Raw genomic sequence first — 24,264 nt, forward strand, 5'->3', positions numbered from 1 at the left:
TCGTAGCCGTGAAAACCGGCTGGTTAAAGCCCTGTCGCCCAGAATGCCGGGGCACTGGCGCAGGCGCCTTTGATCAGTGCTGCCGCCTGATCGACATCATCGGCGGTGGTGAAACGGCCGAGGCTCAGGCGAATGGTGCGACCGGCCAGCCGGGCGTCGTGCCCCAGTGCCAGCAGCACGTGAGAAGGCGTGTTGCTCGCCGAGTTGCAGGCCGAGGTCGCGGAAAAGGCGATCGACTGGCTCAAGGCCGCACTGTTGAATTCAACTTCGCTGAAAGTCAGGCTCAACGTGTGCGCAATACGCTGGCTGGCGCTGCCGTTGAGGCGTACGCCCGGCAGACTCAGCAACTGTTCGAGCAGCCGTTCACGCAGCGCCACGATGGACTTTTTCTCGGCATCGAATTCGGCTGCCGCCAAGGCGAATGCCGCGCCCATGCCGGCGATCTGATGCGTCGCCAGGGTCCCGGAGCGCAGCCCGCCTTCGTGGCCGCCGCCATGAATCTGCGCCTGCAAACGCTGCTGCGCCCGTGGGCCGACATACAACGCGCCGATCCCCTTGGGGCCGTAGAGCTTGTGCGCCGAAAACGACATCAGGTCCACCGGCCACTGCTGCAGATCGATCGCCACTTTGCCGGCGCCCTGCGCGGCATCGACATGGAACAACGCGCCACGGCCACGCACGACTTCACCGATGGCCGGGATGTCATTAAGGGTGCCGAGTTCGTTGTTGACCAGCATCAGCGACACCAGAAAGGTGTCGTCGCGCATGGCTTCGCTGACCGCCTGCGGGGTGATCAGGCCTTCGGCGTCCGGCACCAGATAGGTCACCGCGACGCCGGCATCCTGCAATTGCCGGGCAGTATCGAGAATGGCTTTGTGTTCGATCTGGCTGGTAATGATGTGGCCGCCGGCAACGCCGCGCGCCTGGGCCACGCCCTTGAGGGCGAGGTTGTTGGACTCGGTGGCGCCGGAAGTCCAGACGATCTGCGTGGCCTCGGCGCCGACCAGTTCGGCGACTTGCCGACGGGCCTGCTCGACCGTGTGCCGGGCCTGCTGGCCGAAGGCATGGGAGCTGGACGCCGGGTTGCCGAAGTTACCGTGAAACCCCAGACAATCGATCATCACCTGGATGACCCGCTCGTCCACCGGGGTGGTGGCGGCGTAATCGAAATACAACGGACGTTTATTCATAAAAGACTCGCAGAGCGTGTTCCGGGATCAGGAGGCTCGTGTCTGCAAACGGCACAGCGCAGCCTTGTGAGCTGCGCCTGGGTTCGAGACCGTCATCAATACCTGATCGGATGCCGTTAAAGAAGAACAACTTCATTTAAAAGTGCGTAGGAACGCTCCTGAAGCCGAGCTTAACAGGCATCGGGCCGGCGGTTGAAGCAATGCGTCAGTGAAAGCTTTCGAGAAGTAACGGGTACAGCGAAATCACCAACAGCGCCGCCATGCCCCAGTTGAACACCCGCAACCAGCGCGGGTCCTTCAGCACGTTACGCAGCAGCGTGCCGCACGCTGCCCAGACGCCGACGCTGGGCAGGTTGATGATGGCGAACACCGCAGCGATCACCACCACGTTGGTGAAGTAACCCTGCATCGGCGTGTAGGTGCTGATGGCGCCGATGGCCATGATCCAGGCCTTGGGATTGACCCACTGAAACGCCGCGGCACCCAGATAGCTGATCGGTTTGGCCTCGCCTTCCACGCCTTCACCCACCGGCCCCGAATGGGCGATTTTCCACGCCAGGTACAACAGATATGCAGCGCCGAGATAGCGCAGCACGGTGTAGAGAATCGGGTAAGTCTGGAACACCGCGCCCAGGCCAAAGCCCACGGCGACCACCAATACGAAGAAACCGCAGGTAATGCCGAGCATGTGAGGAATGGTGCGGTTGAAGCCAAAGTTCACGCCCGACGCCAGCAACATGGTGTTGTTCGGCCCCGGTGTAATCGAGGTGACAAGGGCAAACAGGGCAAAGCCCAACAGTAGATCAAGCGAGAGGGTCATGGGGTAATCCGTCAGGGGTCATTCTGGTGTTGACCCTATCGCACGGCGGCCCACGAACCCACGGACAGTTACGTGAAAATTCGAGCAGTACAGTTTTCGATTAACTTGGACGACCGTGCAGCTGTATCGCACGCCCGGCGCTCATTTCAGCTTTCTTGTCGAATTGCGACTCGCCCAGCAGTGCGGCTTTCTTCGCGTGATATTCGTCGAAAGACAAGCCGCTGCGGTTCAGCGCCTCCATCGCCAGTTCGCGGGATTCTTCGGCGGTGTACGGCCGTTGTTCGGGGGAAACGTGGCTCGCGCAACCGGCGAGTACGGAGACAGCGAGCAGCAGCGAAACAGTCAGTAAACGATTCATGGGGAGCGTCCTGGCGAGCGGTGGTAGTCGATGGACAAAGGCTACGCCCGCGCCTCTCCGGGCAAAAATCAACGCTCTCAATAGTGGCTATCAGGATTTCAGCTTTAACGCCTTCATATCTCTTAACGATCTATAAATATCGATTAACGTTCTTTTACGGAATAACCAGCAGCCGCTATAAATCCCTGCACACGGCGAACAACTGTTGCTCCAGCAACTGTTGCCCAGGCAACAGCAGATCAGCAAACCCGCCTGATATCTGCACAACCGACTCACGCCAGAGCGCTAAGGCCCAAGTAAACCGGGCCTCTCAGGAATTGGTACAGCGCTTGCTCAAGCCATGGCACTTACTCACTGCTCGCTGAGCAACTGTTGATAAAAAGGAACTGATCATGTCGCGTCCCCTGAAAGTCGTCGCCCTCTCCGGCGGCACCTGGCGTCCATCGCGCACGCTGGTGCTGACCCAAGCGCTGTTGGCCGAACTGGCCGGACACTTACCGGTCGAGAGTCATCTGATCGAACTCGGTGACATCGCCCGCCCGTTGGGTGGTGCCCTGTCGCGTCAGGAGCTGAGCGCCGAGGTCGAGGCCGAACTGCAAGCCATCGAACAGGCGGATCTGCTGATCGTCGCCGCGCCGGTGTATCGCGGTTCCTACCCGGGCCTGCTCAAGCATCTGTTCGACCTGATCGACCTCAACGCACTGATCGACACCCCGGTGCTGCTCGCCGCCACCGGTGGCAGTGAGCGCCATGCACTGGTGCTCGATCACCAGTTGCGGCCACTGCTCAGTTTCTTCCAGGCCGTGACCCTGCCCATTGGCGTGTACGCCACCGAGGCCGACTTCGCCGATTACCAGATCACCAGCGAACCGCTGAAAGCGCGGATCCGCCTGGCCGCCGAACGCGCCGCGCCGCTGTTCGGCACGCAAATCAAACCGTTGCTGAAAATCGCTTAAGGAGCTGCTCATGGATGTTTTCTGGTTCCTGCCGACCCACGGCGACGGCCATTACCTGGGCACCACCCAAGGCGCGCGCCCGGTCACCCTGAATTATCTGAAACAAGTGGCGCAAGCCGCCGACAGCCTCGGCTATCACGGCGTGCTGATTCCCACCGGGCGCTCCTGCGAAGACTCGTGGGTGATCGCCTCGGCGCTGGTGCCGTTGACCGAACGCCTGCGTTATCTGGTAGCGATCCGCCCGGGGATCATTTCGCCCACCGTTTCGGCGCGCATGGCGGCGACGCTCGATCGACTGTCCAACGGTCGTCTGCTGATCAACGTGGTGACCGGCGGCGACCCCGACGAAAACCGTGGCGACGGCAGCTTCCTGAGCCACAGCGAACGCTACGAAGTCACCAACGAATTCCTCAGGATCTGGCGCCGGGTGTTGCAAGGCGAATCGGTGGATTTCGAGGGCAAGCACCTGAAAGTGCAGAACGCCAAAGCCTTGTATCCGCCGGTGCAGAAACCGTATCCACCGTTGTATTTCGGCGGCTCGTCCGACGCGGCGCATGACCTCGCTGCCGAGCAAGTCGACGTGTACCTGACCTGGGGCGAACCGCCCGCCGCCGTTGCCGAAAAACTCGCCGATGTACGTGAACGTGCCGCTCGCCATGGACGCAAGGTGAAGTTCGGTATTCGCCTGCACGTCATCGTTCGCGAGACCGCCGAAGAGGCGTGGAAGGCTGCGGACAAACTGATCGAGCACATCAGCGACGAGACCATCGAAGCCGCGCAGAAATCCTTCTCGCGCTTCGACTCCGAAGGCCAGCGGCGCATGGCGGCGTTGCACGACGGGCGTCGCGACAACCTGGAAATCGCCCCCAACCTGTGGGCCGGCGTCGGTCTGGTACGCGGCGGTGCCGGTACCGCGCTGGTGGGCGATCCGCAGCAAGTGGCCGCGCGGATCAAGGAGTACGCCGACCTCGGTATCGAGAGCTTCATCTTTTCCGGTTATCCGCACCTGGAAGAAGCGTACCGCTTTGCCGAACTGGTGTTCCCGCTGCTGCCCGAACCGTATGCAAGCCTGGCCGGACGCGGCGTCACCAACCTCACCGGGCCGTTTGGCGAAATGATTGCCAACGATGTGTTGCCCGGCCAAGCCAAGGCCTAAAAACGCCCATTGTAGGAGTGAGCCTGCTCGCGAAAGCGGTGTATCTGAGACGGTGATGTCGACTGTGCTGACCACATCGCGAGCAGGCTCACTCCTACAGGGATTGCATCGATTTTGAGGAACACCGCGTGACCGCCAAACCACAAAGCACCCTGCTCTCCCCGCTGCAGACCGCGCGCCAACTGGCCGCCGAATTCGCCTTGACCGCCGTCGAACGTGACGAGCGCGGCGGTACGCCGAAGGCCGAACGCGATGCCCTGCGCGACAGCGGCCTGCTGGCCCTGAGCATTCCCACCCGCTACGGCGGCCTCGGCGCGACATGGAGCGAAACCCTGCAGATCGTGCGCGAGTTCGCCAAGGTCGACAGTTCCATCGCCCACGTCTTCGGTTTTCATCACCTGATGCTCGCCACCGTGCGCCTGTTCTCGCGGCCCGAACAATGGCAGCCGTGGTTCGAACAGACCGCGCGGCAGAACTGGTTCTGGGGCAACGCCCTCAACCCGCTCGACACCCGCACCGTGGTCAAGGACTTCGGCGGTTGGCGCGAGTTTTCCGGGAAGAAAAGCTTCTGCTCCGGCGCCAGCGATTCGCAGATGCTGATCGCTTCGGCCGTCGACGAAAGTGCCGGCGGCAAGTTGCTGATCGCGGCGATCCCCAGCGGTCGCAGCGGCATCACTCTGCACGACGACTGGAACAACATCGGCCAGCGCCAGACCGACAGTGGCAGCGCCACGTTCGAACGGGTGCGGGTCGAAGAATCCGAGCTGCTGCTTGACCCCGGTCCGTTGAGCACACCGTTCGCCTGCCTGCGTCCGCTGATCGCGCAACTGACCTTCACCCACATGTTCCTCGGGATCGCCGAAGGTGCCTTTGAGGAAGCCCGGCAATACACCCTGAGCGAAACCCGGCTCTGGCACAAATCCGCCGCCCGCAATGTTCGTGAAGACCCGTACGTGCTCGCGCATTACGGCGAGTTCTGGGTCGCGCTGGAAGGCATTCGCCTGCTGGTCGAACGGGCCGCCGCGCTGCTCGATGAGGCCTGGGCCAAAGGCCCGAACCTGACCGCTGAGGAACGTGGACATCTGGCCACGGCGATTGCCACCGCCAAGGTCGCCGCCAGTCGTCAGGGGCTGGAGATTTGCAGCCGCTTGTTCGAAGTCACAGGCGCGCGTTCGACCCACGCTTCGCTGCGTCTCGATCGGCACTGGCGCAACCTGCGCACGCAGACCCTGCACGACCCGCTCGATTACAAACTTCATGAGCTGGGCGACTGGGCGCTGAATCAGGCGCTGCCGGTGCCGACGTTCTATTCCTGATCTTGCCTTTAATGGAGCGAGCCCCATGCAACTGCTGACCCTTCCGCCCTCACCCGCTCTGGCGACGTCGATCCGCGCCACCGCGCAGGTCTTCGAAGACCCCAAGTCCCAGGCCCTGCTCGCGCATCTGCAACAAGTCGCGCCGAGCGAAGCCAGCGTACTGATCATCGGCGAGACCGGCACCGGCAAGGAGCTGGTGGCGCGGCACATCCATAACCTGAGCCACCGCCGGCATCGGCCGTTTGTCGCGGTCAACTGCGGCGCGTTCTCCGAATCGCTGGTGGAAGCCGAACTGTTCGGCCATGAAAAAGGGGCTTTCACCGGCGCGCTCAGCGCCAAGGCCGGGTGGTTCGAAGAGGCAGATGGCGGCACCTTGTTCCTCGACGAAATCGGCGATTTGCCGATGGCGATTCAGGTCAAGTTGCTGCGGGTGTTGCAGGAGCGCGAAGTGGTGCGCCTCGGCTCGCGCAAAAGCATTCCGATCGATGTGCGCGTGCTGGCCGCGACCAACGTGCAACTGGAGAAAGCGATCAATGCCGGAAACTTCCGCGAAGACCTGTTCTACCGGTTGAACGTGGTCAATCTGGAACTCAGTCCGCTGCGCGAACGACCCGGCGATATCCTGCCGCTGACCCGGCATTTCATCGAGGCCTACAGCCAGCGCCTGGGTTACGGACGGGTCAGCATCAGCCCCGGTGCCGAACAGAAACTGCGCAGCTACAGTTGGCCGGGCAATATTCGCGAACTGGAAAACGTCATCCACCACACCCTGTTGATCTGCCGCAACGGCGTGATCGAACGCGATGATCTGCGCCTGTCGAACCTGCGCATCGAGCGCCCGGACGATCAGCAGTCGAACACCGACGATTCACCGGAAGCGCTGCTGGAGCGAGCCTTCCAGAAGCTCTTCGAACAACAGGCCGGCGCCCTCCACGAAAAGGTCGAAGACGCCCTGCTGCGCGCCGCCTATCGCTTCTGCCATTACAACCAGGTGCACACCGCCGCGCTGCTCGGTCTGAGCCGCAATGTCACCCGCACGCGGCTGATCAAGATCGGCGAACTGGCGGTGAACAAGCGGCGACTCACGGAGAACCTGCACGGTGAACGCCTGATCCAGTTGTCGATCTAGCCGACCAGATTGCAGTGCAGCGCATCGTCATGACTGCGGGCGATGCTGCTCAACACCTGAAATGAATTGAAGGTCACGGTCTTCGCCTGATGGGCGCGGATCAGCTGCCAGAAATCCTGCTCGCCGCTTTCATAGCGACAGAACGCCGCCTCCCCGGCTTCGCGGCTCTGCCACTGGAGCAAGCTCAGCACCCGCCGACCGTCGTCGCTGACCTGGACGCTGGCGCTGACAAAGCCTGCGTAGCGCTGCGCCAGATGTTCACTCTGCTGCGCCAGCGCACTGACCAATGCCGGTTGCTGGCGCGGCTCGATCTCGAATTCGATCAATTGGGTAAAACTGCGATTTTTCGTCGAGGTTTGCATGAGAAGTCCCCATTCATCGTAAGACGAGTCTTGCGACTCGAAGGCCTGCAGGGTAAAACCTCTAGTTAAGTCAAGGTCAAGAGCCCTATTGCAAAATGATCACCCCGGAAAACCTGCACAAACAGCTCACCGTGGGCGAAGTCGCCGCGCGCAGCGGAGTCGCGGTCACTGCCCTGCACTTTTATGAAGCCAAAGGCCTGATCACCAGCCAGCGCAATGCCGGCAATCAGCGCCGTTATCCACGGGCAGTCTTGCGCCGGGTGGCGTTGATCAAGGTCGCGCAGCGTCTGGGCATTCCGCTGGCGGAGATTGGCGAGGCGCTGAAGAGACTCCCCGACGACCGCGCTCCGACAGCAGCAGACTGGAAAGTCCTGTCCGAACAATGGCGCCGCGAACTGGACGAGCGGATCAATCAGCTGACCTTGTTGCGTGACCGGCTCACCGGTTGCATCGGTTGCGGGTGTCTGTCGATGGAGGCCTGCCCGTTACGCAATCAGGGCGATGTGCTCGGTGATCAGGGGCCGGGGGCGCACTTTCTGGACTGACTGCTCGTCGGGGAAAAATCCTGGCCGCGCAGACAGTTCTATAGTGAATCTTCCACAAATCCGGTGGAGCCATACCTCGCAAAACAAAAACAGGGAGAACGTCATGAGCGTCAAACCCATTCCCGAGGGGTATCACAGCATTACCCCGTACCTCGGCATCCTCAAGGCTGCCGAAGCCATCGAGTTCTACAAGAAAGCCTTTGGCGCGACCCAGGTCATGCGCCTGGACATGCCCGACGGGCGCGTCGGCCACGCCGAACTGCGCATTGGCGACAGCGCGATCATGCTCGGCACGCCGTGCGATCAAGGGCCGTTGAGTGGTCCGGACAATGCCGTGTCGGTCGGTCTGCATCTGTATGTCACTGATGTCGACAAGTCCTTTCAACGGGCGCTGGATGCCGGGGCGAGTGCGGTGTCGGAGGTCAAGGATCAATTTTATGGTGATCGCAGCGGGACGCTGAAGGATCCCTATGGGCACCTGTGGTTTCTGGCGACGCGCAAGGAGGATCTGACGGAAGAGCAGATCAAGCAGCGGGCGATGGAGATGTTCAGTCAGGGTTGAGATTTTCAGGGTTTGGGCTGGCCTCTTCGCGGGCAAGCCCGCTCCCACAGGGATCTCCGGTGTTTATACGATGGGTGTCACACAGAAAAACACTGTGGGAGCGGGCTTGCCCGCGAAGGGGCCAGCCCTGGCGACACACATCACACTTCATGAACCACCACACCACGCTTCAACCCTTGCCCCGAATGCCGAACACTTTCAGGATGCATCCCACCCGCACCTGAACAAGGATCAGCCCGATGTTTGCCGGATTCGTCAAAGACCAGCGCCACGTCAACGGCGTCGACATCGCCTATCGCCTTGGCGGCAGCGGCCCGGGGCTGTTGCTGTTGCACGGACACCCGCAGACCCACGTGATCTGGCACAAGATTGCCGAGCAGTTGGCGGAGCATTTCACCGTGGTCGCCGCCGACCTGCGCGGCTATGGCGACAGCGCCCGACCGGTTGCCGATGAACAACACCGCCGTTACTCAAAACGCGAAATGGCCAGGGACAACCTCGAGTTGATGCAGGCGCTGGGCTTCGAACAATTTTCGATTCTGGCCCACGACCGTGGCGCCCGGGTCGGCCATCGCCTGGCCCTCGACCACCGCGCTGCGGTGCAACGGATGATGCTGCTGGACATCGCCCCGACCCTGGCAATGTACACGCAGACCAACGAAGCGTTCGCCCGCGCCTATTGGCACTGGTTCTTCCTGATCCGCCCGGCGCCGTTGCCGGAAACCCTGATCGAAGCCGATCCCGCAGCCTATCTGCGCAGCGTGATGGGCAGCCGCAGCGCCGGACTCGCGCCGTTCACCGAGCCAGCGTTCGGCGAATACCTGCGTTGCCTGCAACGTCCCGGCAGCGCCCGAGGCATTTGCGAGGACTACCGCGCCAGCGCCAGCATCGACCTGGAACATGACCGGGCCGACATCGCTGCCGGCCATCATCTTGACCTGCCGCTGCGGGTGCTGTGGGGTGCGCAAGGCACAGTCGGGCGCTGCTTTGACCCGCTCAAGGAATGGCAGCATGTGGCGACCAACGTCAGTGGCAAGGCGCTGCCGGCCGGGCATTATCTGGCCGAAGAAGTGCCCGAACTGTTGCTCGCCGAAGCGCTGGATTTCCTGCGCTGAATCGAGCCCTGCACGGCCGGTGCTATGCTGGCGGCTTGTGCCGCCAGTGCTCGTTCCCACATGTCCCAGAACCAAGACCCCGTGCCCCTGCCCGAAGACCTGCGCGTGCTGCTGACCGTGATCCGCAAGAACGGTTTCGCCGCTGCCGCCGATGAACTGGGCCTGTCCCCGGCCTACGTCAGCAAACGCATCCAGATTCTCGAATCGACCCTCGGCACTCGCCTCCTGCACCGCACCAGTCGCCGGGTGTCGCTGACCGAGGACGGCGAGCGGGTGCAGCGCTGGGCCTTGCGCATCCTCGATGATTTTCAACAACTGCATGACGATCTCGCCGACGCTCACGACAGCCCACGCGGGCGCTTGCACATCTGCAGCAGTTTCGGTTTCGGCCGCAACCATGTGGCGCCTGCGGTTTCGCGGCTGGCCGAGCTTCACCCGCAGTTGCAGATCCGCCTGGACCTGTTCGACCGCGCAGTGGACATCGTCAACGAGGGTTTCGATCTGGAAATCCGCGTCGGCGACGACCTGCCCGGCCAGCACATCGGCCGGCAACTGGTGAGTAACCGCCGGGTGCTGTGCGCTGCGCCCGCATACCTTGAGCGCCGCGGCACACCGCAGACTCTGGACGATCTGCAACAACATGACTGCCTGGTGATCAAGGAGCGCGACAACGCTTTCGGCGTCTGGCATCTGGATCGTGACGGCACACAGGAAAGCGTGCGGGTCAGTGGGCCGCTGTCTTCCAACAACGGCGAGATTGTCCTGCAATGGGCGCTCGACGGACGCGGCGTGTTGCTGCGTTCATTGTGGGATGTGAAACCATTGCTGGAACAGGGCCGACTGCTGCCGGTGCTGGCCGCTTACAGCCAGAGCGCCAATGTCTGGGCGGTGTACCCGACGCGGCTGGCCAACTCCGGAAAGCTGCGGGCGTGTGTGGAGTTTTTGCAGGGGCATTTCAAGGATTTGTCGCTATAGCGGGTGCAACACCAAACCCTTGTAGGAGTGAGCCTGCTCGCGATGGCGGTCATTCAGCCAATGATTATTTCGACTGACACGACGCCATCGCGAGCAGGCGAAGGCCTACAGAGGGCTAGTTGGGTGTCAGGTCAGCCATGGGTTGGCGGCCAGATGTTCGCGCTCGAACGCCTCGATCTGCTCACGCCGCTGCAAGGTACTGCCAATCGCATCCAGCCCCAGCAACAGCGCGGTCTTGCGCAAGTCATCAATCTGGAAATCGATGACTTCACCGTCCGCCAGACGTATCTGCTGCGCCTCCAGATCCACATTGATCAGTACCGTTTCAGGCTGACTCACCAACCGGCCAATGCGCTGCACCTGTGCCTCGTCCAGGGTAATCAGCAACACCCCGTTGCGCTGGCAGTTGTCGTAAAAGATCCCGGCAAAACTGCTGCCGATCAGCGCGCGAATGCCCATTTGCTGCAACCCCCACACCGCGTGTTCGCGGCTGGAACCGCAGCCGAAATTCGCCCCGACTACCAGAAAACTCGCGCCCTGCCAGGCTGGCTGGTTCAACACGAATTCCGGGTTGGGCGTGCCGTCGGCAAGAAAGCGCAGATCGAAAAACAGCCCACGATCCAGTCCCTGACGGTCGATACCCTTGAGAAACTGCTTGGGCATGATCACGTCGGTGTCGACGTTGGCCGCGAGCAGCGGCGCGGCCTGGCCGCTGACTTGCGTGAAGGGTTGCAGGCTCATGGGCGTTCTCCAAAGTGGCGGATGTCGGTGAGGTGGCCGCTGATGGCGGCAGCGGCAACCATCGCCGGACTCATCAGATGGGTGCGCGCCCCGGCACCCTGGCGGCCTTCGAAATTGCGGTTGGTGCTGGAGGCGCAACGGTCGCCGGGCGCGAGCACGTCATCGTTCATCGCCAGGCACATCGAGCAGCCGGACTGGCGCCATTCAAACCCGGCGTCGATGAAGATCTGCGCCAGCCCTTCGGCTTCAGCCTGAGCGCGGACCTCACTGGAGCCGGGCACGATCATCGCCCGCACATGCCCGGCCACCCGCCGACCGCGCACCACGCTGGCGGCGTCACGCAGATCCTCGATCCGCGCGTTGGTGCAGGAGCCGATAAAAGCGTGGCTGATGACGATATCGCGCAGCGCCATCCCCGCCTCCAGGCCCATGTATTGGAGGGCGCGGCGCATGTCCTGACGCAGGATCGGATCGTCGATGCGTTGCGGGTCCGGCACCTGCGCACCGATCGGCGCGGCCTGATCGGGGCTGGTTCCCCAGGTGACCATCGGCTCCAGCAGGCTGGCGTCGAGATGGATTTCGCGGTCGAACACGGCACCGGGATCGCTGCGCAGTTCACGCCACTTTTCCACGCCGCGCGCCCACAGTACGCCTTGTGGTGCGCGGGGTTTGCCGTTGAGATAAGCAAAGACTTTTTCGTCCGGCGCCATGAACGCACCGCGTGCACCGGCTTCGACCGCCATGTTGCAAATGGTCATCCGCGCTTCGACGCTCAGCTCATCGATGGTCGATCCGCAGAACTCGATCGCATAGCCAGTGGCGCCCGACGCACCGATGCGGCCGATCAGCGCCATGATCACGTCCTTCGACGTCAGCCCCGGCACCAGTTCGCCATCCACCGTCACGCGCATGCTTTTCAGACGTTTGTAGACCAGCGTCTGCGAGGCCAGCAGGTGCTCGATTTCCGAGGTGCCAATGCCAAATCCGAACGCCCCCAGCGCACCGTACGTGGTGGTGTGGCTGTCACCGGCAGCGATGACCATGCCCGGCAGAATGAAGCCCTGCTCCGGGGCGATCACATGCTCGATGCCCTGACGTTTATCGAGGATATCCAGCAGTTCGATGCCGAAATCCCGGCAGTTCTCCGCCAGATACGACACCTGCCGCGCACCGCCGGCATCGGGCATTGCCGCCACCCGTTGCGGCGTGGTCGGGTTGACGTGATCGACCACCGCCAACGCCGTACCCGGCCGCCAGACCTTGCGCCCGGCAGCACGCAGACCGCTGAACGCCTGAGGGCTGGTGTATTCGTTGATCACCTGGCGATCGATATACAACAGCACATGACCCTGATCGTCGAGGCGGCACACGGTGTGCGAATCGATGTGTTTGTCGTAGAGGGTTCTGGGGTTCATCAGGGCGCTCGCTCAAGGGAATGCGGTGCTTTCCATCATAGGGAGCGCTTTGATGGCATCAATTGGCAGGCAGTGAGAGCGGCGTTCATGAATCGTGTTTGATCGGCTGATCAATGACTGCCCCTGTGGGAGCGGGCTTGCTCGCGAAGGCGTCGCGTCAGTCGACATCAAAGTTGAATGATCTACCGCATTCGCGAGCAAGCTCGCTCCCACAGGGGTTGGTGGTGACTGGGGGAATTGCGAAACATTTGCTTTCATATCACCTTTCGGGATTTCTCCGGCTCATCCGTCCTATAGAGATGCAGGCCGTTCGCACAGGCAACAGCCACGACCGCGCCTTTTGCGGACACCCGCGCTGCGAAGCCCGTAGCCGCGTGCCCTTTCATCGAAATCAAGACGCGCAATCATGTCGAAGAAATCCCGTTCCAAACTGTGGTTCCTGGTGCATAGCTGGCTCGCGCTGCCGATCTGGTGTTTTGTCCTGATCGTCTGTGTCACCGGCACGCTGGCGGTGGTCAGTCAGGAAATCGTCTGGCTGGCCAACCCGCAAATGCGCGCCAGCCAGCCATCGGATGACGCACCGCGGCTCAGTTACGATCAAGTGCTGGCCGCGATCAAACAGGCCGAACCGCAGACGCTGGTGGAAAGCATCAGCCGCCCCGACGAATCGCACTTCGCCCTCGACGTCGAGGTCAGCTACCCCGACGGCCGCTCGCAGACGGTCTACGTCAACCCGTACACCGGGGTGATCCAGGGCGCGGCGCCGGACTTCAACTTCAAGGCGTTCACCCGCGCCCTGCACGGCTGGTGGCTGGTGCCGTTCACCAACGGTTTCAGCTGGGGCTGGTACCTGGTGTCGTTCCTCGGCCTGCCGATGCTCGCTTCGCTGATCACCGGGCTGGTGGTGTACAAGCGCTTCTGGAAAGGTTTCTTCAAACCCACCCTGCGTTTTCGCCACGGCGCGCGGATTTTCTGGGGCGACTTCCATCGACTGAGCGGCATCTGGTCGATCTGGTTCATCGCGGTGATCTCGATCACGGGCACCTGGTTTCTGATCCAGGCCATTCTGGCCGACAACCAGGTGTCCATCAGCAGCGAACCGATCATTCCCGCCATGTCCCGGGAAAGCGTACCGATGTCGAGCGACGCCAGTCCTCCCCCACGAATCAGCCTCGATCGCGCGGTACAGATCGCCGAACAGCACATCCCCGGGCTGGAAGTCAGCTTCGTCAGCCTGCCGGGCAATGCCTACAGCCACTTGAGCCTTGGCGGGCGCGGCTGGTATCCGCTGATGTTCCAGACCGCCACGCTCAACCCGTACCACGGTGAGATGGCCGCCACGCGACTGCTGACTGACCGCTCCTCGCTGGAGTTCGTCACCGAGTCGATGCGCCCGCTGCACACCGGTGATTTCGGCGGTCTGTGGATCAAACTGATCTGGTTCTTCTTCGGTCTGCTGCTGAGCATGATGGTCCTCAGCGGCCTGTTGATCTGGACCAAGCGCACCGCGCTGGCCACCGCCAACGCGCTCAAGCGCGAAAATAAAAAGGCCCGCAGCCCCCGCGTCAGCCGTGAACCGGCGGAGGTCAGCCTGTGAGTCCGTCCAATCGCACTGCCCAACCGTCCGCCCTGCGCCGCTTCTGGCACAAATGGCGCTTTCATCTGAACGCCCTGCTACTGCTGATTCCGTTGGGCTTCATGCCCAAGTATTTCGCCGATGCCGCGCTGTTTCGCGGTGACGTCGGCCTCGGTGAGCATGAGGTCGGCGAAATTCAGGTCGGCCCGTGGAGCCTGCGCCTGGCCGAACTGCGTAACGAAGCACCGCGCCTTAGCGGCCCCGCCGGCTACATGAAGGACTTCAATGCCGCCCTGTGCGATGCCTGTGTCGAACAGGTCAAGGCCACCTACCTGCGCATCGGCAAACCGCGCAGCCTGCGCGCCGCCGGGGTGATTTTCTTTGGCACGCCGTATCGCATGGGCGCGCAATTGCCGGTGGCGGAAAAGACCAAAGCCGATGCCGAACTGTGGATCACCATGGAAGGCTGGGACGGCAGCATGCATCAGGCCTCGATTCCCCTGAGCCAGGCCTCCCCCGCCACCCTCGCCTGGCTGAACCAACAAGGAGCCAAACCATGAACCGCGTTCAACGCCCTTCCCGCCTGCAGTTGCGCGCCGCGTTGCTGATGCTGTGCGCAGGTTTCAGCGCCGGCGCCCTGGCCCATAACCCGATGTGCGAATGCAAAGCCGTCGATGCCGAGCAGATCAAATGCACCGGCGGCTTCTCCGACGGCAGCGGCGCACCGGGGGTGACCCTCGATGTGATCGGTTACGACGAAACCATTCTGCTGCCGGGCAAGCTCGGCGCCGACTCGACCGTGACGTTCAAGAAACCGGCGGCCGAGTTTTATGTGCTGTTCGACGCCGGCCCCGGCCACGTTGTGGAAATCGACCAAGCCGACATCGAGGCCCCATGAGCACGCCCACCACCCAAGTCGTCCGCCCGGCCGGTGCCGGGCATGAAACCCTCAATGTTCTGCTGTTGTGTTTACTGATCCTTGCCGTCGCCGGCTCGGTGGTGGCGTGGCGCGGGGTGTCCCATGAGCCGGAGCCGGTCGCCAGCCATCAGCTCGATGCGCGGCGCGATCTCAGCGCCGCCGAGCAAGGCATCTACGCCGACCTGCGGGTGACCCTCGATGAAATTCGCCTGCTGCATGAAGAACAGCAGAGCCTGCCGACGCCACAGACCCTGGCTGAAGAAGGTTTCGCCCCGTTCGCCCAGGACGCCAGTTCGGTCAGCCGTGGCGGGCATGCCTGGCAATTGCTGGCGGACACGGCCTATTTCGGCCACAGCCAGGCGCCCGCCGTCGCCGGTTCGTTCGTGATGCTATTGAGCGCCGACGCCACTGCCGCGCCGGACATCTGGCTCAACCGCGCCGCAGAGCTGCAGACGCCCACCGAACTGACTGACGCCGCGCTGTCCGCCGCCGGCTGGAAACAGATCGTCGCGCAGTTCGATGCCGGTGTGACCCGCGAGCATCGCCACTGAACCTTCGCCTTCACCCGAGAGAAGACCGCTTGCCCATGCTTATTTCCCTGACTCGCCGTCCCCTCCTGCGCACCCTGCTGTTAGGCCTGTGCGCGTGCCTGCTGAGCCCGCTGGCCAGCGCCGATCCGGGCAAACGCCTGCGCATCGGCATCACCCTGCACCCGTATTACAGCTATGTGGCGAATATCGTCGGCGACAAGGCCGAGGTGGTGCCGCTGATTCCCGCCGGCTTCAACCCGCACGCCTACGAGCCACGCGCCGAAGACATCAAGCGCATCAGCGGGCTGGATGTGATCGTGCTCAACGGGGTCGGTCATGACGACTTCGCCGACCGCATGATCGCCGCCAGCGAAACGCCGAACATCAAGACCATCGAAGCCAACGAAAACGTGCCGCTGCTGGCGGCCACCGGTACCGCTGCGCGCGGCGCCGGCAAAGTGGTCAACCCCCACACCTTCCTGTCGATCAGCGCCTCGATTGCCCAGGTCAACAACATCGCCCGCGAGCTGGGCAAACTCGAACCGGATAACGCCAAGAACTATACCCAGAACGCCCGCGCCTACGGCAAACGCCTGCGGCAGATGCGCGCCGATGCGCTGGCCAAACTGACCCAGGCACCGAACGCCGAACTGCGCGTGGCCACGGTGCATGCGGCTTATGACTATCTGCTGCGCGAATTCGGCCTGGAAGTGACGGCCGTGGTCGAACCGGCCCACGGCATCGAACCGAGCCCGAGCCAGTTGAAAAAGACCATCGACCAACTGCGCGAACTCGACGTGAAGGTGATTTTCTCGGAGATGGATTTCCCCTCGACCTACGTCGAAACCATCCAGCGTGAGTCCGGGGTGAAGCTGTACCCGCTGTCGCACATTTCCTATGGCGAATACACCGCCGACAAGTACGAAAAGGAAATGACCGGCAACCTCGACACCGTGGTGCGGGCGATTCAGGAGTCCGGGGCATGACAGCAAAAGAATCCCTCTCTGACACCCCGCCATCCCCTGTGGGAGCGGGCTTGCTCGCGAAAGCGCCGGATCAGCCAACATCTTTATCGAATGACACACCGCATTCGCGAGCAAGCCCGCTCCCACAAGATGACCGGCAACCTCGACACCGTGGTGCGGGCGATTCAGGAGTCCGGGGCATGACAGCAAAAGAAACCCTCTCTGACACCCCGCCATCCCCTGTGGGAGCGGGCTTGCTCGCGAAGGCGTCCGGTCAGTCAGCATCATTATTGAATGAACCACCGCATTCGCGAGCAAGCCCGCTCCCACAAGGGGTAAGTGGGCCGACTCTGGATTTTGCGGGAGTCTCTCTGACCCTCGGGCGCACCACGATCCTCGACAACGTGACCTTCCAGGTTCAGCCCGGTCACGTCCACGCCCTGGTCGGCCCCAACGGCGGTGGCAAGAGTTCGCTGATCAAGACCTTGCTCGGGCAGATGCCGCATCAAGGCCAGTTGAGCCTGCACTGGCCCGGCCAACCCGGCACCATCGGCTACGTGCCGCAGGCGCTGGAGTTCGATCGCGGCCTGCCGATGACCGTCGACGATTTCATGGCCGCCATGTGCCAGCGCCGCCCGGCGTTTCTCGGCCTGAGCAAGCACTACGCCAAGGCCATCGGCGAGGCGCTGGAACGGGTCGGTATGCAGGACAAACGCAAGCGGCGCATGGGCGCGTTATCCGGTGGCGAACGGCAGCGCGTATTGCTCGCTCAAGGCCTGATCCCGGCCCCGCAATTGCTGGTGCTGGATGAGCCGATGTCAGCCCTCGACGAAGCCGGGATCCAGGTCTTCGAACGCCTGCTCGGCGACTGGCGCGCCGCCGGCATCACCGTGCTGTGGATCGAGCACGATCTGGAAGCGGTCAAGCGTCTGGCCGACCGGGTCACCGGTCTCAACCGCCGCGTGCTGTTCGACGCCACGCCGCAACAGGCGCTGACTCCGGAACGGCTGCTGAGTCTGTTTTCCACCCATCCACGGAGCGCGGTCTAATGAGTTACGAAGCCTTTCGTTTGATGGTCCAGGGCTGGGCGTCGTCCGGTTACCTGCCGGAAGCGCTGGCCTACGGCTTTGTGGTCAACGCACTGCTCGCCGGCCTGTTGATCGGCCCGGTGCTCGGCGGCCTCGGCACGCTGGTGGTGGTCAAGCGCTTCGCGTTTTTCTCCGAAGCGGTCGGGCACGCGGCGCTGACCGGCGTGGCCATCGGCATTCTGCTCGGTGAACCCTATACCGGGCCGTACGGCAGTCTGTTCGGCTACTGCCTGCTGTTCGGCATCCTGCTCAATTACCTGCGCAACCGCACCGGCCTGGCGCCGGATACCCTGATCGGCGTGTTCCTCTCGGTGTCGCTGGCGCTCGGCGCGAGCCTGCTGCTGATTCTCGCCGGCAAGATCAATGTGCACATTCTGGAGAACGTGCTGTTCGGTTCGGTGCTCACCGTCAATGGCAATGACCTGCTGGTGCTGGCCATCGTCGGTTCGCTGGTCATGGCCCTGGCACTGCCTTTGTACAACCGGATCATGCTCGCCAGTTTCAACCCGCAACTGGCGTCGGTGCGCGGCGTCGCGGTGAAGACTCTGGATTACCTGTTCGTGATTCTGGTGACGCTGATCACCGTCGCGGCGGTGAAGGTCATCGGCGCGATTCTGGTCGGCGCGTTGCTGGTGATTCCGGCGGCGGCCGCGCGTTTGCTCAGCCAGTCGCTCAAGGGCTTCTTCTGGTGTTCGGTGCTGATTGCTACCGTCAGCACGCTGTGCGGGATTCTCGCGCCGATCGTCTTCGATCTGCCGATCCCGTCCGGCGCCGCGATCATTCTGGTCGCCGGCATCGCCTTCGCCCTCGCCGCCATCGCGCGCGGGGTTGTCCCGAGTCTGAAAGGGAACCTTGGATAAATGACTTTCTCACTGCGAAAACTGACCCTGGCCATGGCCCTGTGCGGCGTGGTTGGCAGCCCGTTGCTGGCGGCTGAAAACACCAAACCATTGCGCGTACTGGCCTCGTTGCCCATCACCTACGGCCTCGGCGAAGTGCTGCTCAAAGGCACCGACGTCAGCCTGGAGCGCGCAGCTCCGGCGAATCTGCCGGGCAGCCGTCAGACCGCATACTTCACCGGTCGCGGCGCTCCGGCGCTGGGCAAACTGGCGAGCAATGCCGACGCGGTGATCGGCGTGCGCTCGCTGTGGGCCGATGATCCGCTGTACCCGGTCGCGCGGCGCAGCAACATTCGCATTGTCGAAGTCGACGCGGCGCGCCCGGTGGATGGCGCCCTGCCGGGGATCGCCGTGCAGCCGGGGCTGAAGGTCGATGGCTTGAACAGTCAGCCATGGCTGGCGAGCAACAACATGGGACGGATGGCCGACGTGATCGCGGCGGATCTGGTGCGTCTGGCGCCGTCCGCCAAGCCGAAGATCGAGGCTAATCTGGCGGCACTGAAACAGCGCCTGCTCAAGCTCAGCGCCGACAGCGAAGCGCGCCTGGCCGAGGCTGAAAACCTGAGCGTGATGAGCCTCAGCGATCACTTCGGTTACCTGATCGGCAGCCTGAATCTGGAGCTGATCGGCCAGGACGCGCGAGCAGATGCCGAGTGGACAGCCGAAGATCTGAAGAAGCTCACGGCGACGCTGAAGGACAACGACGTGGCGATGGTGCTGCATCATCGCCAGCCGTCGGAAGCGGTGAAAGCGGCGATTGCCGAATCGGGGTGTCATCTGCTGGTGTTGAGTACCGATGCAGCGGATCCGGTGGCGGAGCTGGAAGGGAATGTGGATTTGCTGCTCAAGGGGTTGAGTGGGGCGTAGTTTCAGTAATACCGCGTTATCGTTCTTCGCGAGCAAGCCCGCTCCCACAGGGGAGTTGTGCGCACCACAGATCCAATGTGGGAGCGGGCTTGCTCGCGAAGAGGCCCGCTAGAACAACACCATTGCGAGCAATGAAAAAACCCGCTGCCTGTCACCAGTCCAGCGGGTTTGTTTTTGGCGGATAAATTACTGAGCCGCCGCCTGCCCTTCCATCTTCTGCCGCAGGCTCAACGGACGCATGTCGGTCCAGACTTCTTCAATGTAGGCCAGGCATTCCTTCTTCAGGCCGCTCTTGCCCACGGTGCGCCAGCCCTCCGGCACGGCTTTGTAATCCGGCCAGATCGAGTATTGCTCTTCGTGGTTGACCACGACCTGAAAGAGGATGTCCTCGCGGTCGAATACTGACGTCATGCTGGTTCTCCATCGTTGTAAGGGTGGGCTGCACCGGGGGTGCAGCCGGGTATGTAGTAAGAACGTTCGGCGCTGCGAAAAATTTACTCGGCGGCGGCGGTGGCGGCGGCCAAGGCCCGGCCGAAGATCTCGGCGACGCGGTCGATTTCGGCGGCGGTGATCACCAACGGCGGCAGGAAGCGCACCACCGCGCCATGCCGGCCGCCCAGTTCGAGAATCAGCCCACGCTTGAGGCATTCGCGCTGCACCAGCGGTGCCAGACGCGCGAACGCGGGTGGGTGACCGAGCGCATCCGGCGCGCCGTTCGGATCAACCAGTTCGACGCCGAGCATCAAGCCACGACCACGAATGTCGCCCAGTTGCGGGAAGTCGCGTTGCAGGATGCGCAGGTGTTCGCTCAGGCGTTCGCCCATGGCGGCGGCGTGTTCGCAGACCTTGTGTTCAAGCAGATAACGCATCACCGCGGAACCGGCGGCCATCGCCATCTGATTGCCACGGAACGTGCCCGCATGGGCACCCGGTTGCCAGGTGTCGAGCCAGTCGCGATAGACCACCACCGCCAGCGGCAGGCTGCCGCCGATGGCTTTGGACAACACCACCACGTCGGGGACGATGTCGGCGTGTTCGAAGGCAAACATCTTGCCGGTACGCGCGAAACCGCTTTGGATCTCGTCGACGATCAGCGCCACACCGGCCTTTTCGGTGATTCGACGCAAGCCGCGCAGCCACTCGATGTCGGCCGGGATCACCCCGCCCTCGCCCTGCACCGCTTCGACAATCACCGCTGCCGGCAACTGCACACCGGCCTCAGGATCATTAAGCAGGTTTTCCAGATAACTCAGGTTGGCTTTGACCCCGGCCGCGCCGCCGAGACCGAACGGGCAACGATAGTCATAAGGGAACGGCATGAATTGCACACCGTTGCTGAGCAAGGCGCCCAGCGGCTTTTTTGGCCCCAGACTGCCCATCAGGCTCAATGCGCCTTGGCTCATGCCGTGATAACCGCCGGAGAACGACAACACCGTGCTGCGCCCGGTGGCGGTGCGCACCAGTTTCAACGCGGCTTCCACCGCATCGGTACCGGTCGGGCCGCAGAACTGGATTTTCGCTTCGGCCGCCAGTAATGGCGGCAGCAAACCGAACAGGTCCTGGACGAACTGATCCTTCACTGGCGTGGTCAGGTCGAGGGTGTGCAGCGGCAGCTCATCGGCCAGCACTTGCTGGATCGCCTCGATTACCACCGGGTGGTTGTGCCCCAAGGCCAGAGTCCCGGCACCGGCCAGGCAATCGATGAAGGTCCGGCCTTCGACATCTTCGACGTACAGGCCCTTGGCGCGCTTGAGTGCCAGCGGAATGCGTCGCGGATAGCTGCGGGCATTGGATTCCTGCTGGCTCTGCCGGGCCAGTAGTGGTGATTCGTTGAACTGATACAGGGTTTCCGCCGGCGCGGAGCTGATCCGGGCCGACGACTCTTCGATAAGGCTGGTGGCGACTGACATCTCTCGACCCCTCAATACGCTATGGATAGTGACCAAAACAGCACACCGCACAGGTGCGCGTTCCGGTCGCGGGGCGCACATGCAGGTTTTCCTGTTCTGGAAACGCTTAAGCGGGGCGAGGATTTAGACCCTTGATCGAGATGTCAGTCGGACAATGGCAACAGCTTGTGCAGCGTAACGCGGTGCAAGCCCTGATCGCTGGCGCGTGGCACTGCATCGCAGTAGCCCAGATGCCGATAAAAAGCCGCGCCGCTACGTGTGCTGGCGATGCGCGCCTGCGGCACACCACGAATCCGCAGCCAGCCTTCAAGGTCGGTCATCAGGGCGCGCCCTGCGCCACGGCGAAACCATTCCGGCTGCACATGACAAAAACCTATCTCACCGCTGGCCGTGGCCATGCCGACACCCACCGGTTTGTCCTGCAACAAGGCGATATTCAGGTAGCAATGCGCGTCGGCAAGGTGCGCGCTGATGACGTCGGCAGATTGTCGGCCGATCCAGCGGCTGACCAGTTGCGGATCGTTGCGGTGTTCGAGCGCACAACCGACGCGAATCGATCGCTCGATGATGCGACTGATGATGCCGGCGTCGGCAGGTTTCGCCGGGCAGATGCAGATCGATGCTTCCATGGCGCGTTCCCTCAATCCATTGAGTCACAGCAGCCCCGAGCTTAGCGCCGAGGCTGGCGAATCACCAACGCAGAGACGTTACATTTGATGTGCCACACCACGGATCCCCTAATGTGAGAGCGGGCTTGCTCGCGAAGGCGGCGTGCCAGTCAGCAACCTGTCGACTGACCGGACGCCTTCGCGAGCAAGCCCGCTCCCACAGGGGATTTTTGCTGGTTCAGACAGGTTGCAGCGGCATGGTCAACTCGACGCGCAAGCCATCCGGCCGGCTGTCGAAATGCAGGGTGCAGGCGCAGCGCTGGACGATGGCTTGCACGATGGCCAGGCCGAGACCGCAGCCGGTGCTCTGGCCGTTGCGCCAGAAGCGTTGGGTCAGATGCTGCAGATCTTGCGCCGCAATCCCCGGGCCGTGGTCGCGCACCACAAAACGGGCGCGCTGGCCGACCGTTTCCAGGCTCAGCTCCACCTCAGCATCCGCCGGGGTATGGCGCAGGGCGTTGTCGAGCAGATTGCGCAACGCGGCAATCGACAGCACCGCCGGCATTTGCACCGGCGCACTGGAGAGCTGCTTGGGCAATTGCAGCTTGATGCGCTGACGCTCGCCACCAGCCGCATCCTGCATCGCCAGTTTCGCCACCTGTTCGGCGCTGCACTGCACGCCGTCATCGAACGACAGACTGCCCTCGACCCGCGCCAGCAACAGCAGTTGCTCAAGGGTGCGGTGCATGCGGTCGGCGCCCTCTTCGGCCCTTGCCAGCGACTGATCGCGGGCACTGCCTTCGGTCATGCGTGCCACTTGCAGGTGGGTCTTGATCGCCGTCAGCGGGCTGCGCAGTTCGTGGGCGGCATCACCGGTCAGGCGGCGTTCGCGCTCGATGGTCTTGCCGATGCGCTGGAACAGCTGGTTCTGCGTATCGAGCAACGGTTTCAGTTCGCTGGGAAACGATTGCAATTGCAGCGGCTCAAGCGAGTCGGCATTACGTCGCATCAGTGCTTCGCGCAGCCGATTGAGCGGCGCCAGCCCCTGGCCGATGCCCAGCCACAACAGGCACAGGCAACCGAGCAACGCCACGCCCACCGGCACCGAGGCCGCCAGCAGGATCGACATGTTCAGCGCTTCGCGTTCGATCTGCCGATCGGCCGTGGTGATCCGCACATCCCCCCGCGCGAGAGTGAAACTGCGCCACGGCGCGCCATCGATCATCTGATCGTGGAAGCCCATTTTTTCCGCTTCCAGGGTTTGCTCGGGACTGCTGTGACTACGGGCCAGAATTTCCCCGCGCAACGAACTGACCTGACAGGCCATGCCGCCGGGAATGTTCAGTTGTTCGGCACTGAAATGGGTGCCCTCGCCCTTGCTCGGCAGCGCCGGCAATTGCTCCAGCAGCCCGGCGACCATGCGCGCCGAGGCTACCAGCCGCTGGTCGAGGGAAAACATCATCTGATTGCGCAAGTCGCTGAGCATCCAGGCCGCAGCCAGTGCCCAGATCAGGGCGAACGCGGCGCCGAGGGTCAGACTCAGGCGCAGACGCAGACTCATCACTTCTGCTGCTCTCCACCATCGGCCGGCCCAAGGCGATAGCCCAGACCGCGCACGGTTTCGACGATGCCCTTGCCGAGTTTGCTGCGCAGGTGATGGATATGCACGTTCAGCGCGTTGCTCTCCAGCTCGTCATTGAAGCCGTAGACGCTGTCCTTCAACTGCTCGGTGGACAGCACTCGGCCACGGTTGTGCAGCAGCGCCTGCAACAGCGATTGCTCGCGGCGCGACAAGTCCACCGGTTGCCCGGCCAACATGGTTTCGCGGCTGCTTGGATCGTAGGTCAGTGCGCCGTGTTCGATCAGGTTGACGCTGCGCCCGGCGACCCGGCGCAGGAGGGTTTGCAGACGGGCGAACAATTCCCGCAGATCGAAGGGTTTGAGCAGGTAATCGTCAGCCCCGGCCTGCAAGCCATCGACCCGGTCGGTCACCGAGTCGCGTGCGGTCAGGATCAGCACCGGAATTTCCAGGCCCTGCTGACGCAGTTGTTGCAGCAACTTGAGGCCATCTTCGTCGGGCAGGCCGAGATCGAGCACCATCACGTCGAATTCGGCAACTTTGAGCATCGCCCGTGCTTTCGAGGCGGTGTTGACGTGCTCGACCGTCAGGCCCTGCGCCGTGAGACCGGCAACGATACCGCTGGCGATCAGTTCATCGTCTTCGCAAACCAGTACGTGCATGATCCGTCCCGTAGAAAAAAG

The 24,264-nt window shown here is 62.8% G+C and carries 27 protein-coding genes; 16 read left to right on the forward strand and 11 right to left on the reverse strand.

Annotated features, from left to right (window positions below; translation table 11 throughout):
* Window positions 1-23: 23 nt before the first annotated feature.
* From E4T63_RS18960 to E4T63_RS18970, 3 genes are all read right to left on the reverse strand, one after another.
* Window positions 24-1,190: an aminotransferase class V-fold PLP-dependent enzyme gene (locus E4T63_RS18960; RefSeq protein WP_135296263.1), complete on the reverse strand. Its 1,167-nt coding sequence runs from the start codon at window positions 1,188-1,190 to the stop codon at window positions 24-26.
* 205 nt (window positions 1,191-1,395) lie between these two features.
* Window positions 1,396-2,010 (reverse strand): LysE family translocator, encoded by a 615-nt coding sequence (locus E4T63_RS18965; RefSeq protein WP_003226640.1) that lies wholly within the window; start codon window positions 2,008-2,010, stop codon window positions 1,396-1,398.
* A 100-nt stretch (window positions 2,011-2,110) separates the two neighbouring features.
* Complete coding sequence (locus tag E4T63_RS18970) at window positions 2,111-2,368, reverse strand: hypothetical protein (protein ID WP_135296264.1); 258 nt, start codon at window positions 2,366-2,368, stop codon at window positions 2,111-2,113.
* A gap of 392 nt (window positions 2,369-2,760) precedes the next feature.
* Between E4T63_RS18970 and msuE the strand changes: the two genes are divergently transcribed.
* The 4 genes from msuE to E4T63_RS18990 all read left to right on the forward strand — a co-directional run bounded on the left by msuE (window position 2,761) and on the right by E4T63_RS18990 (window position 6,925).
* Window positions 2,761-3,324 (forward strand): FMN reductase, encoded by a 564-nt coding sequence (msuE, locus tag E4T63_RS18975; RefSeq protein WP_135296265.1) that lies wholly within the window; start codon window positions 2,761-2,763, stop codon window positions 3,322-3,324.
* Between the two features lie 10 nt (window positions 3,325-3,334).
* Window positions 3,335-4,480 (forward strand): FMNH2-dependent alkanesulfonate monooxygenase, encoded by a 1,146-nt coding sequence (ssuD, locus tag E4T63_RS18980; RefSeq protein ID WP_135296266.1) that lies wholly within the window; start codon window positions 3,335-3,337, stop codon window positions 4,478-4,480.
* 128 nt (window positions 4,481-4,608) lie between these two features.
* The gene (locus E4T63_RS18985; RefSeq protein ID WP_135296267.1) at window positions 4,609-5,796 is read left to right on the forward strand and encodes an acyl-CoA dehydrogenase family protein; all 1,188 of its coding nucleotides are present in this window, start codon (window positions 4,609-4,611) and stop codon (window positions 5,794-5,796) included.
* A gap of 25 nt (window positions 5,797-5,821) precedes the next feature.
* Window positions 5,822-6,925 (forward strand): sigma-54 interaction domain-containing protein, encoded by a 1,104-nt coding sequence (locus tag E4T63_RS18990; protein ID WP_135296268.1) that lies wholly within the window; start codon window positions 5,822-5,824, stop codon window positions 6,923-6,925.
* Here E4T63_RS18990 and E4T63_RS18995 read toward each other — a convergent pair.
* A complete protein-coding gene (locus E4T63_RS18995) occupies window positions 6,922-7,287 on the reverse strand; it encodes an antibiotic biosynthesis monooxygenase (protein ID WP_134786976.1) in 366 nt (121 codons plus the stop codon). The two genes, E4T63_RS18990 and E4T63_RS18995, sit on opposite strands and share 4 nt — an antisense overlap.
* Window positions 7,288-7,382: 95 nt before the next feature.
* Between E4T63_RS18995 and soxR the strand changes: the two genes are divergently transcribed.
* The 4 genes from soxR (at window position 7,383) to E4T63_RS19015 (ending at window position 10,484) form a co-directional block, all read left to right on the forward strand.
* Complete coding sequence (gene soxR / locus E4T63_RS19000) at window positions 7,383-7,832, forward strand: redox-sensitive transcriptional activator SoxR (RefSeq protein ID WP_103368494.1); 450 nt, start codon at window positions 7,383-7,385, stop codon at window positions 7,830-7,832.
* A 103-nt stretch (window positions 7,833-7,935) separates the two neighbouring features.
* Entirely contained in the window at window positions 7,936-8,394 is a 459-nt protein-coding gene (locus E4T63_RS19005; RefSeq protein WP_097088236.1) for a VOC family protein, read from the forward strand.
* A 239-nt stretch (window positions 8,395-8,633) separates the two neighbouring features.
* Window positions 8,634-9,509, forward strand: coding sequence for an alpha/beta fold hydrolase (locus tag E4T63_RS19010; protein ID WP_134786977.1), 876 nt, complete (start codon window positions 8,634-8,636; stop codon window positions 9,507-9,509).
* Between the two features lie 24 nt (window positions 9,510-9,533).
* Entirely contained in the window at window positions 9,534-10,484 is a 951-nt protein-coding gene (locus E4T63_RS19015) for a LysR substrate-binding domain-containing protein (RefSeq protein WP_135296269.1), read from the forward strand.
* Between the two features lie 126 nt (window positions 10,485-10,610).
* On the opposite strand, the gene leuD is transcribed toward E4T63_RS19015, so the two are convergent.
* Window positions 10,611-11,225 (reverse strand): 3-isopropylmalate dehydratase small subunit, encoded by a 615-nt coding sequence (gene leuD, locus E4T63_RS19020; protein WP_134786979.1) that lies wholly within the window; start codon window positions 11,223-11,225, stop codon window positions 10,611-10,613.
* Window positions 11,222-12,640: a 3-isopropylmalate dehydratase large subunit gene (gene leuC, locus E4T63_RS19025; RefSeq protein ID WP_135296270.1), complete on the reverse strand. Its 1,419-nt coding sequence runs from the start codon at window positions 12,638-12,640 to the stop codon at window positions 11,222-11,224. The genes leuD and leuC overlap by 4 nt, the downstream gene beginning before the upstream one ends.
* A gap of 406 nt (window positions 12,641-13,046) precedes the next feature.
* Between leuC and E4T63_RS19035 the strand changes: the two genes are divergently transcribed.
* From E4T63_RS19035 to E4T63_RS19075, 8 genes are all read left to right on the forward strand, one after another.
* A complete protein-coding gene (locus tag E4T63_RS19035) occupies window positions 13,047-14,237 on the forward strand; it encodes a PepSY-associated TM helix domain-containing protein (RefSeq protein WP_135296271.1) in 1,191 nt (396 codons plus the stop codon).
* Window positions 14,234-14,776: a hypothetical protein gene (locus E4T63_RS19040; RefSeq protein WP_027613388.1), complete on the forward strand. Its 543-nt coding sequence runs from the start codon at window positions 14,234-14,236 to the stop codon at window positions 14,774-14,776. The genes E4T63_RS19035 and E4T63_RS19040 overlap by 4 nt, the downstream gene beginning before the upstream one ends.
* Complete coding sequence (locus E4T63_RS19045; protein ID WP_097088250.1) at window positions 14,773-15,114, forward strand: hypothetical protein; 342 nt, start codon at window positions 14,773-14,775, stop codon at window positions 15,112-15,114. The genes E4T63_RS19040 and E4T63_RS19045 overlap by 4 nt, the downstream gene beginning before the upstream one ends.
* Window positions 15,111-15,686 (forward strand): DUF6162 family protein, encoded by a 576-nt coding sequence (locus E4T63_RS19050; protein WP_098964847.1) that lies wholly within the window; start codon window positions 15,111-15,113, stop codon window positions 15,684-15,686. The genes E4T63_RS19045 and E4T63_RS19050 overlap by 4 nt, the downstream gene beginning before the upstream one ends.
* Window positions 15,687-15,721: 35 nt before the next feature.
* Window positions 15,722-16,651, forward strand: a complete 930-nt coding sequence (locus E4T63_RS19055; RefSeq protein WP_135296272.1) for a metal ABC transporter solute-binding protein, Zn/Mn family — start codon at window positions 15,722-15,724, stop codon at window positions 16,649-16,651.
* Between the two features lie 179 nt (window positions 16,652-16,830).
* A complete protein-coding gene (locus tag E4T63_RS19065; protein ID WP_098964851.1) occupies window positions 16,831-17,679 on the forward strand; it encodes a metal ABC transporter ATP-binding protein in 849 nt (282 codons plus the stop codon).
* Window positions 17,679-18,578, forward strand: a complete 900-nt coding sequence (locus E4T63_RS19070) for a metal ABC transporter permease (protein WP_098964853.1) — start codon at window positions 17,679-17,681, stop codon at window positions 18,576-18,578. The genes E4T63_RS19065 and E4T63_RS19070 overlap by 1 nt, the downstream gene beginning before the upstream one ends.
* A complete protein-coding gene (locus tag E4T63_RS19075) occupies window positions 18,579-19,484 on the forward strand; it encodes a metal ABC transporter substrate-binding protein (protein WP_135296273.1) in 906 nt (301 codons plus the stop codon).
* A 186-nt stretch (window positions 19,485-19,670) separates the two neighbouring features.
* On the opposite strand, the gene E4T63_RS19080 is transcribed toward E4T63_RS19075, so the two are convergent.
* From E4T63_RS19080 to E4T63_RS19100, 5 genes are all read right to left on the reverse strand, one after another.
* On the reverse strand, window positions 19,671-19,895 hold the full coding sequence (locus E4T63_RS19080) for an MbtH family protein (RefSeq protein ID WP_003226665.1): 225 nt from the start codon (window positions 19,893-19,895) through the stop codon (window positions 19,671-19,673).
* A gap of 83 nt (window positions 19,896-19,978) precedes the next feature.
* The gene (locus tag E4T63_RS19085) at window positions 19,979-21,394 is read right to left on the reverse strand and encodes an aspartate aminotransferase family protein (protein ID WP_135296274.1); all 1,416 of its coding nucleotides are present in this window, start codon (window positions 21,392-21,394) and stop codon (window positions 19,979-19,981) included.
* 143 nt (window positions 21,395-21,537) lie between these two features.
* Window positions 21,538-22,023 carry a GNAT family N-acetyltransferase gene (locus E4T63_RS19090; RefSeq protein ID WP_134786987.1) on the reverse strand — a complete coding sequence of 162 codons (486 nt, stop codon included), beginning with the start codon at window positions 22,021-22,023 and terminating at the stop codon, window positions 21,538-21,540.
* A 217-nt stretch (window positions 22,024-22,240) separates the two neighbouring features.
* The gene (locus E4T63_RS19095; protein ID WP_049827920.1) at window positions 22,241-23,563 is read right to left on the reverse strand and encodes an ATP-binding protein; all 1,323 of its coding nucleotides are present in this window, start codon (window positions 23,561-23,563) and stop codon (window positions 22,241-22,243) included.
* Entirely contained in the window at window positions 23,563-24,243 is a 681-nt protein-coding gene (locus tag E4T63_RS19100) for a response regulator (RefSeq protein ID WP_096794987.1), read from the reverse strand. Before E4T63_RS19100 ends, E4T63_RS19095 begins: the two co-directional genes overlap by 1 nt.
* Between the last annotated feature and the right edge of the window lie 21 nt (window positions 24,244-24,264).

This window comes from Pseudomonas fluorescens (assembly GCF_004683905.1).
Lineage (GTDB): Bacteria > Pseudomonadota > Gammaproteobacteria > Pseudomonadales > Pseudomonadaceae > Aquipseudomonas > Aquipseudomonas putida_A.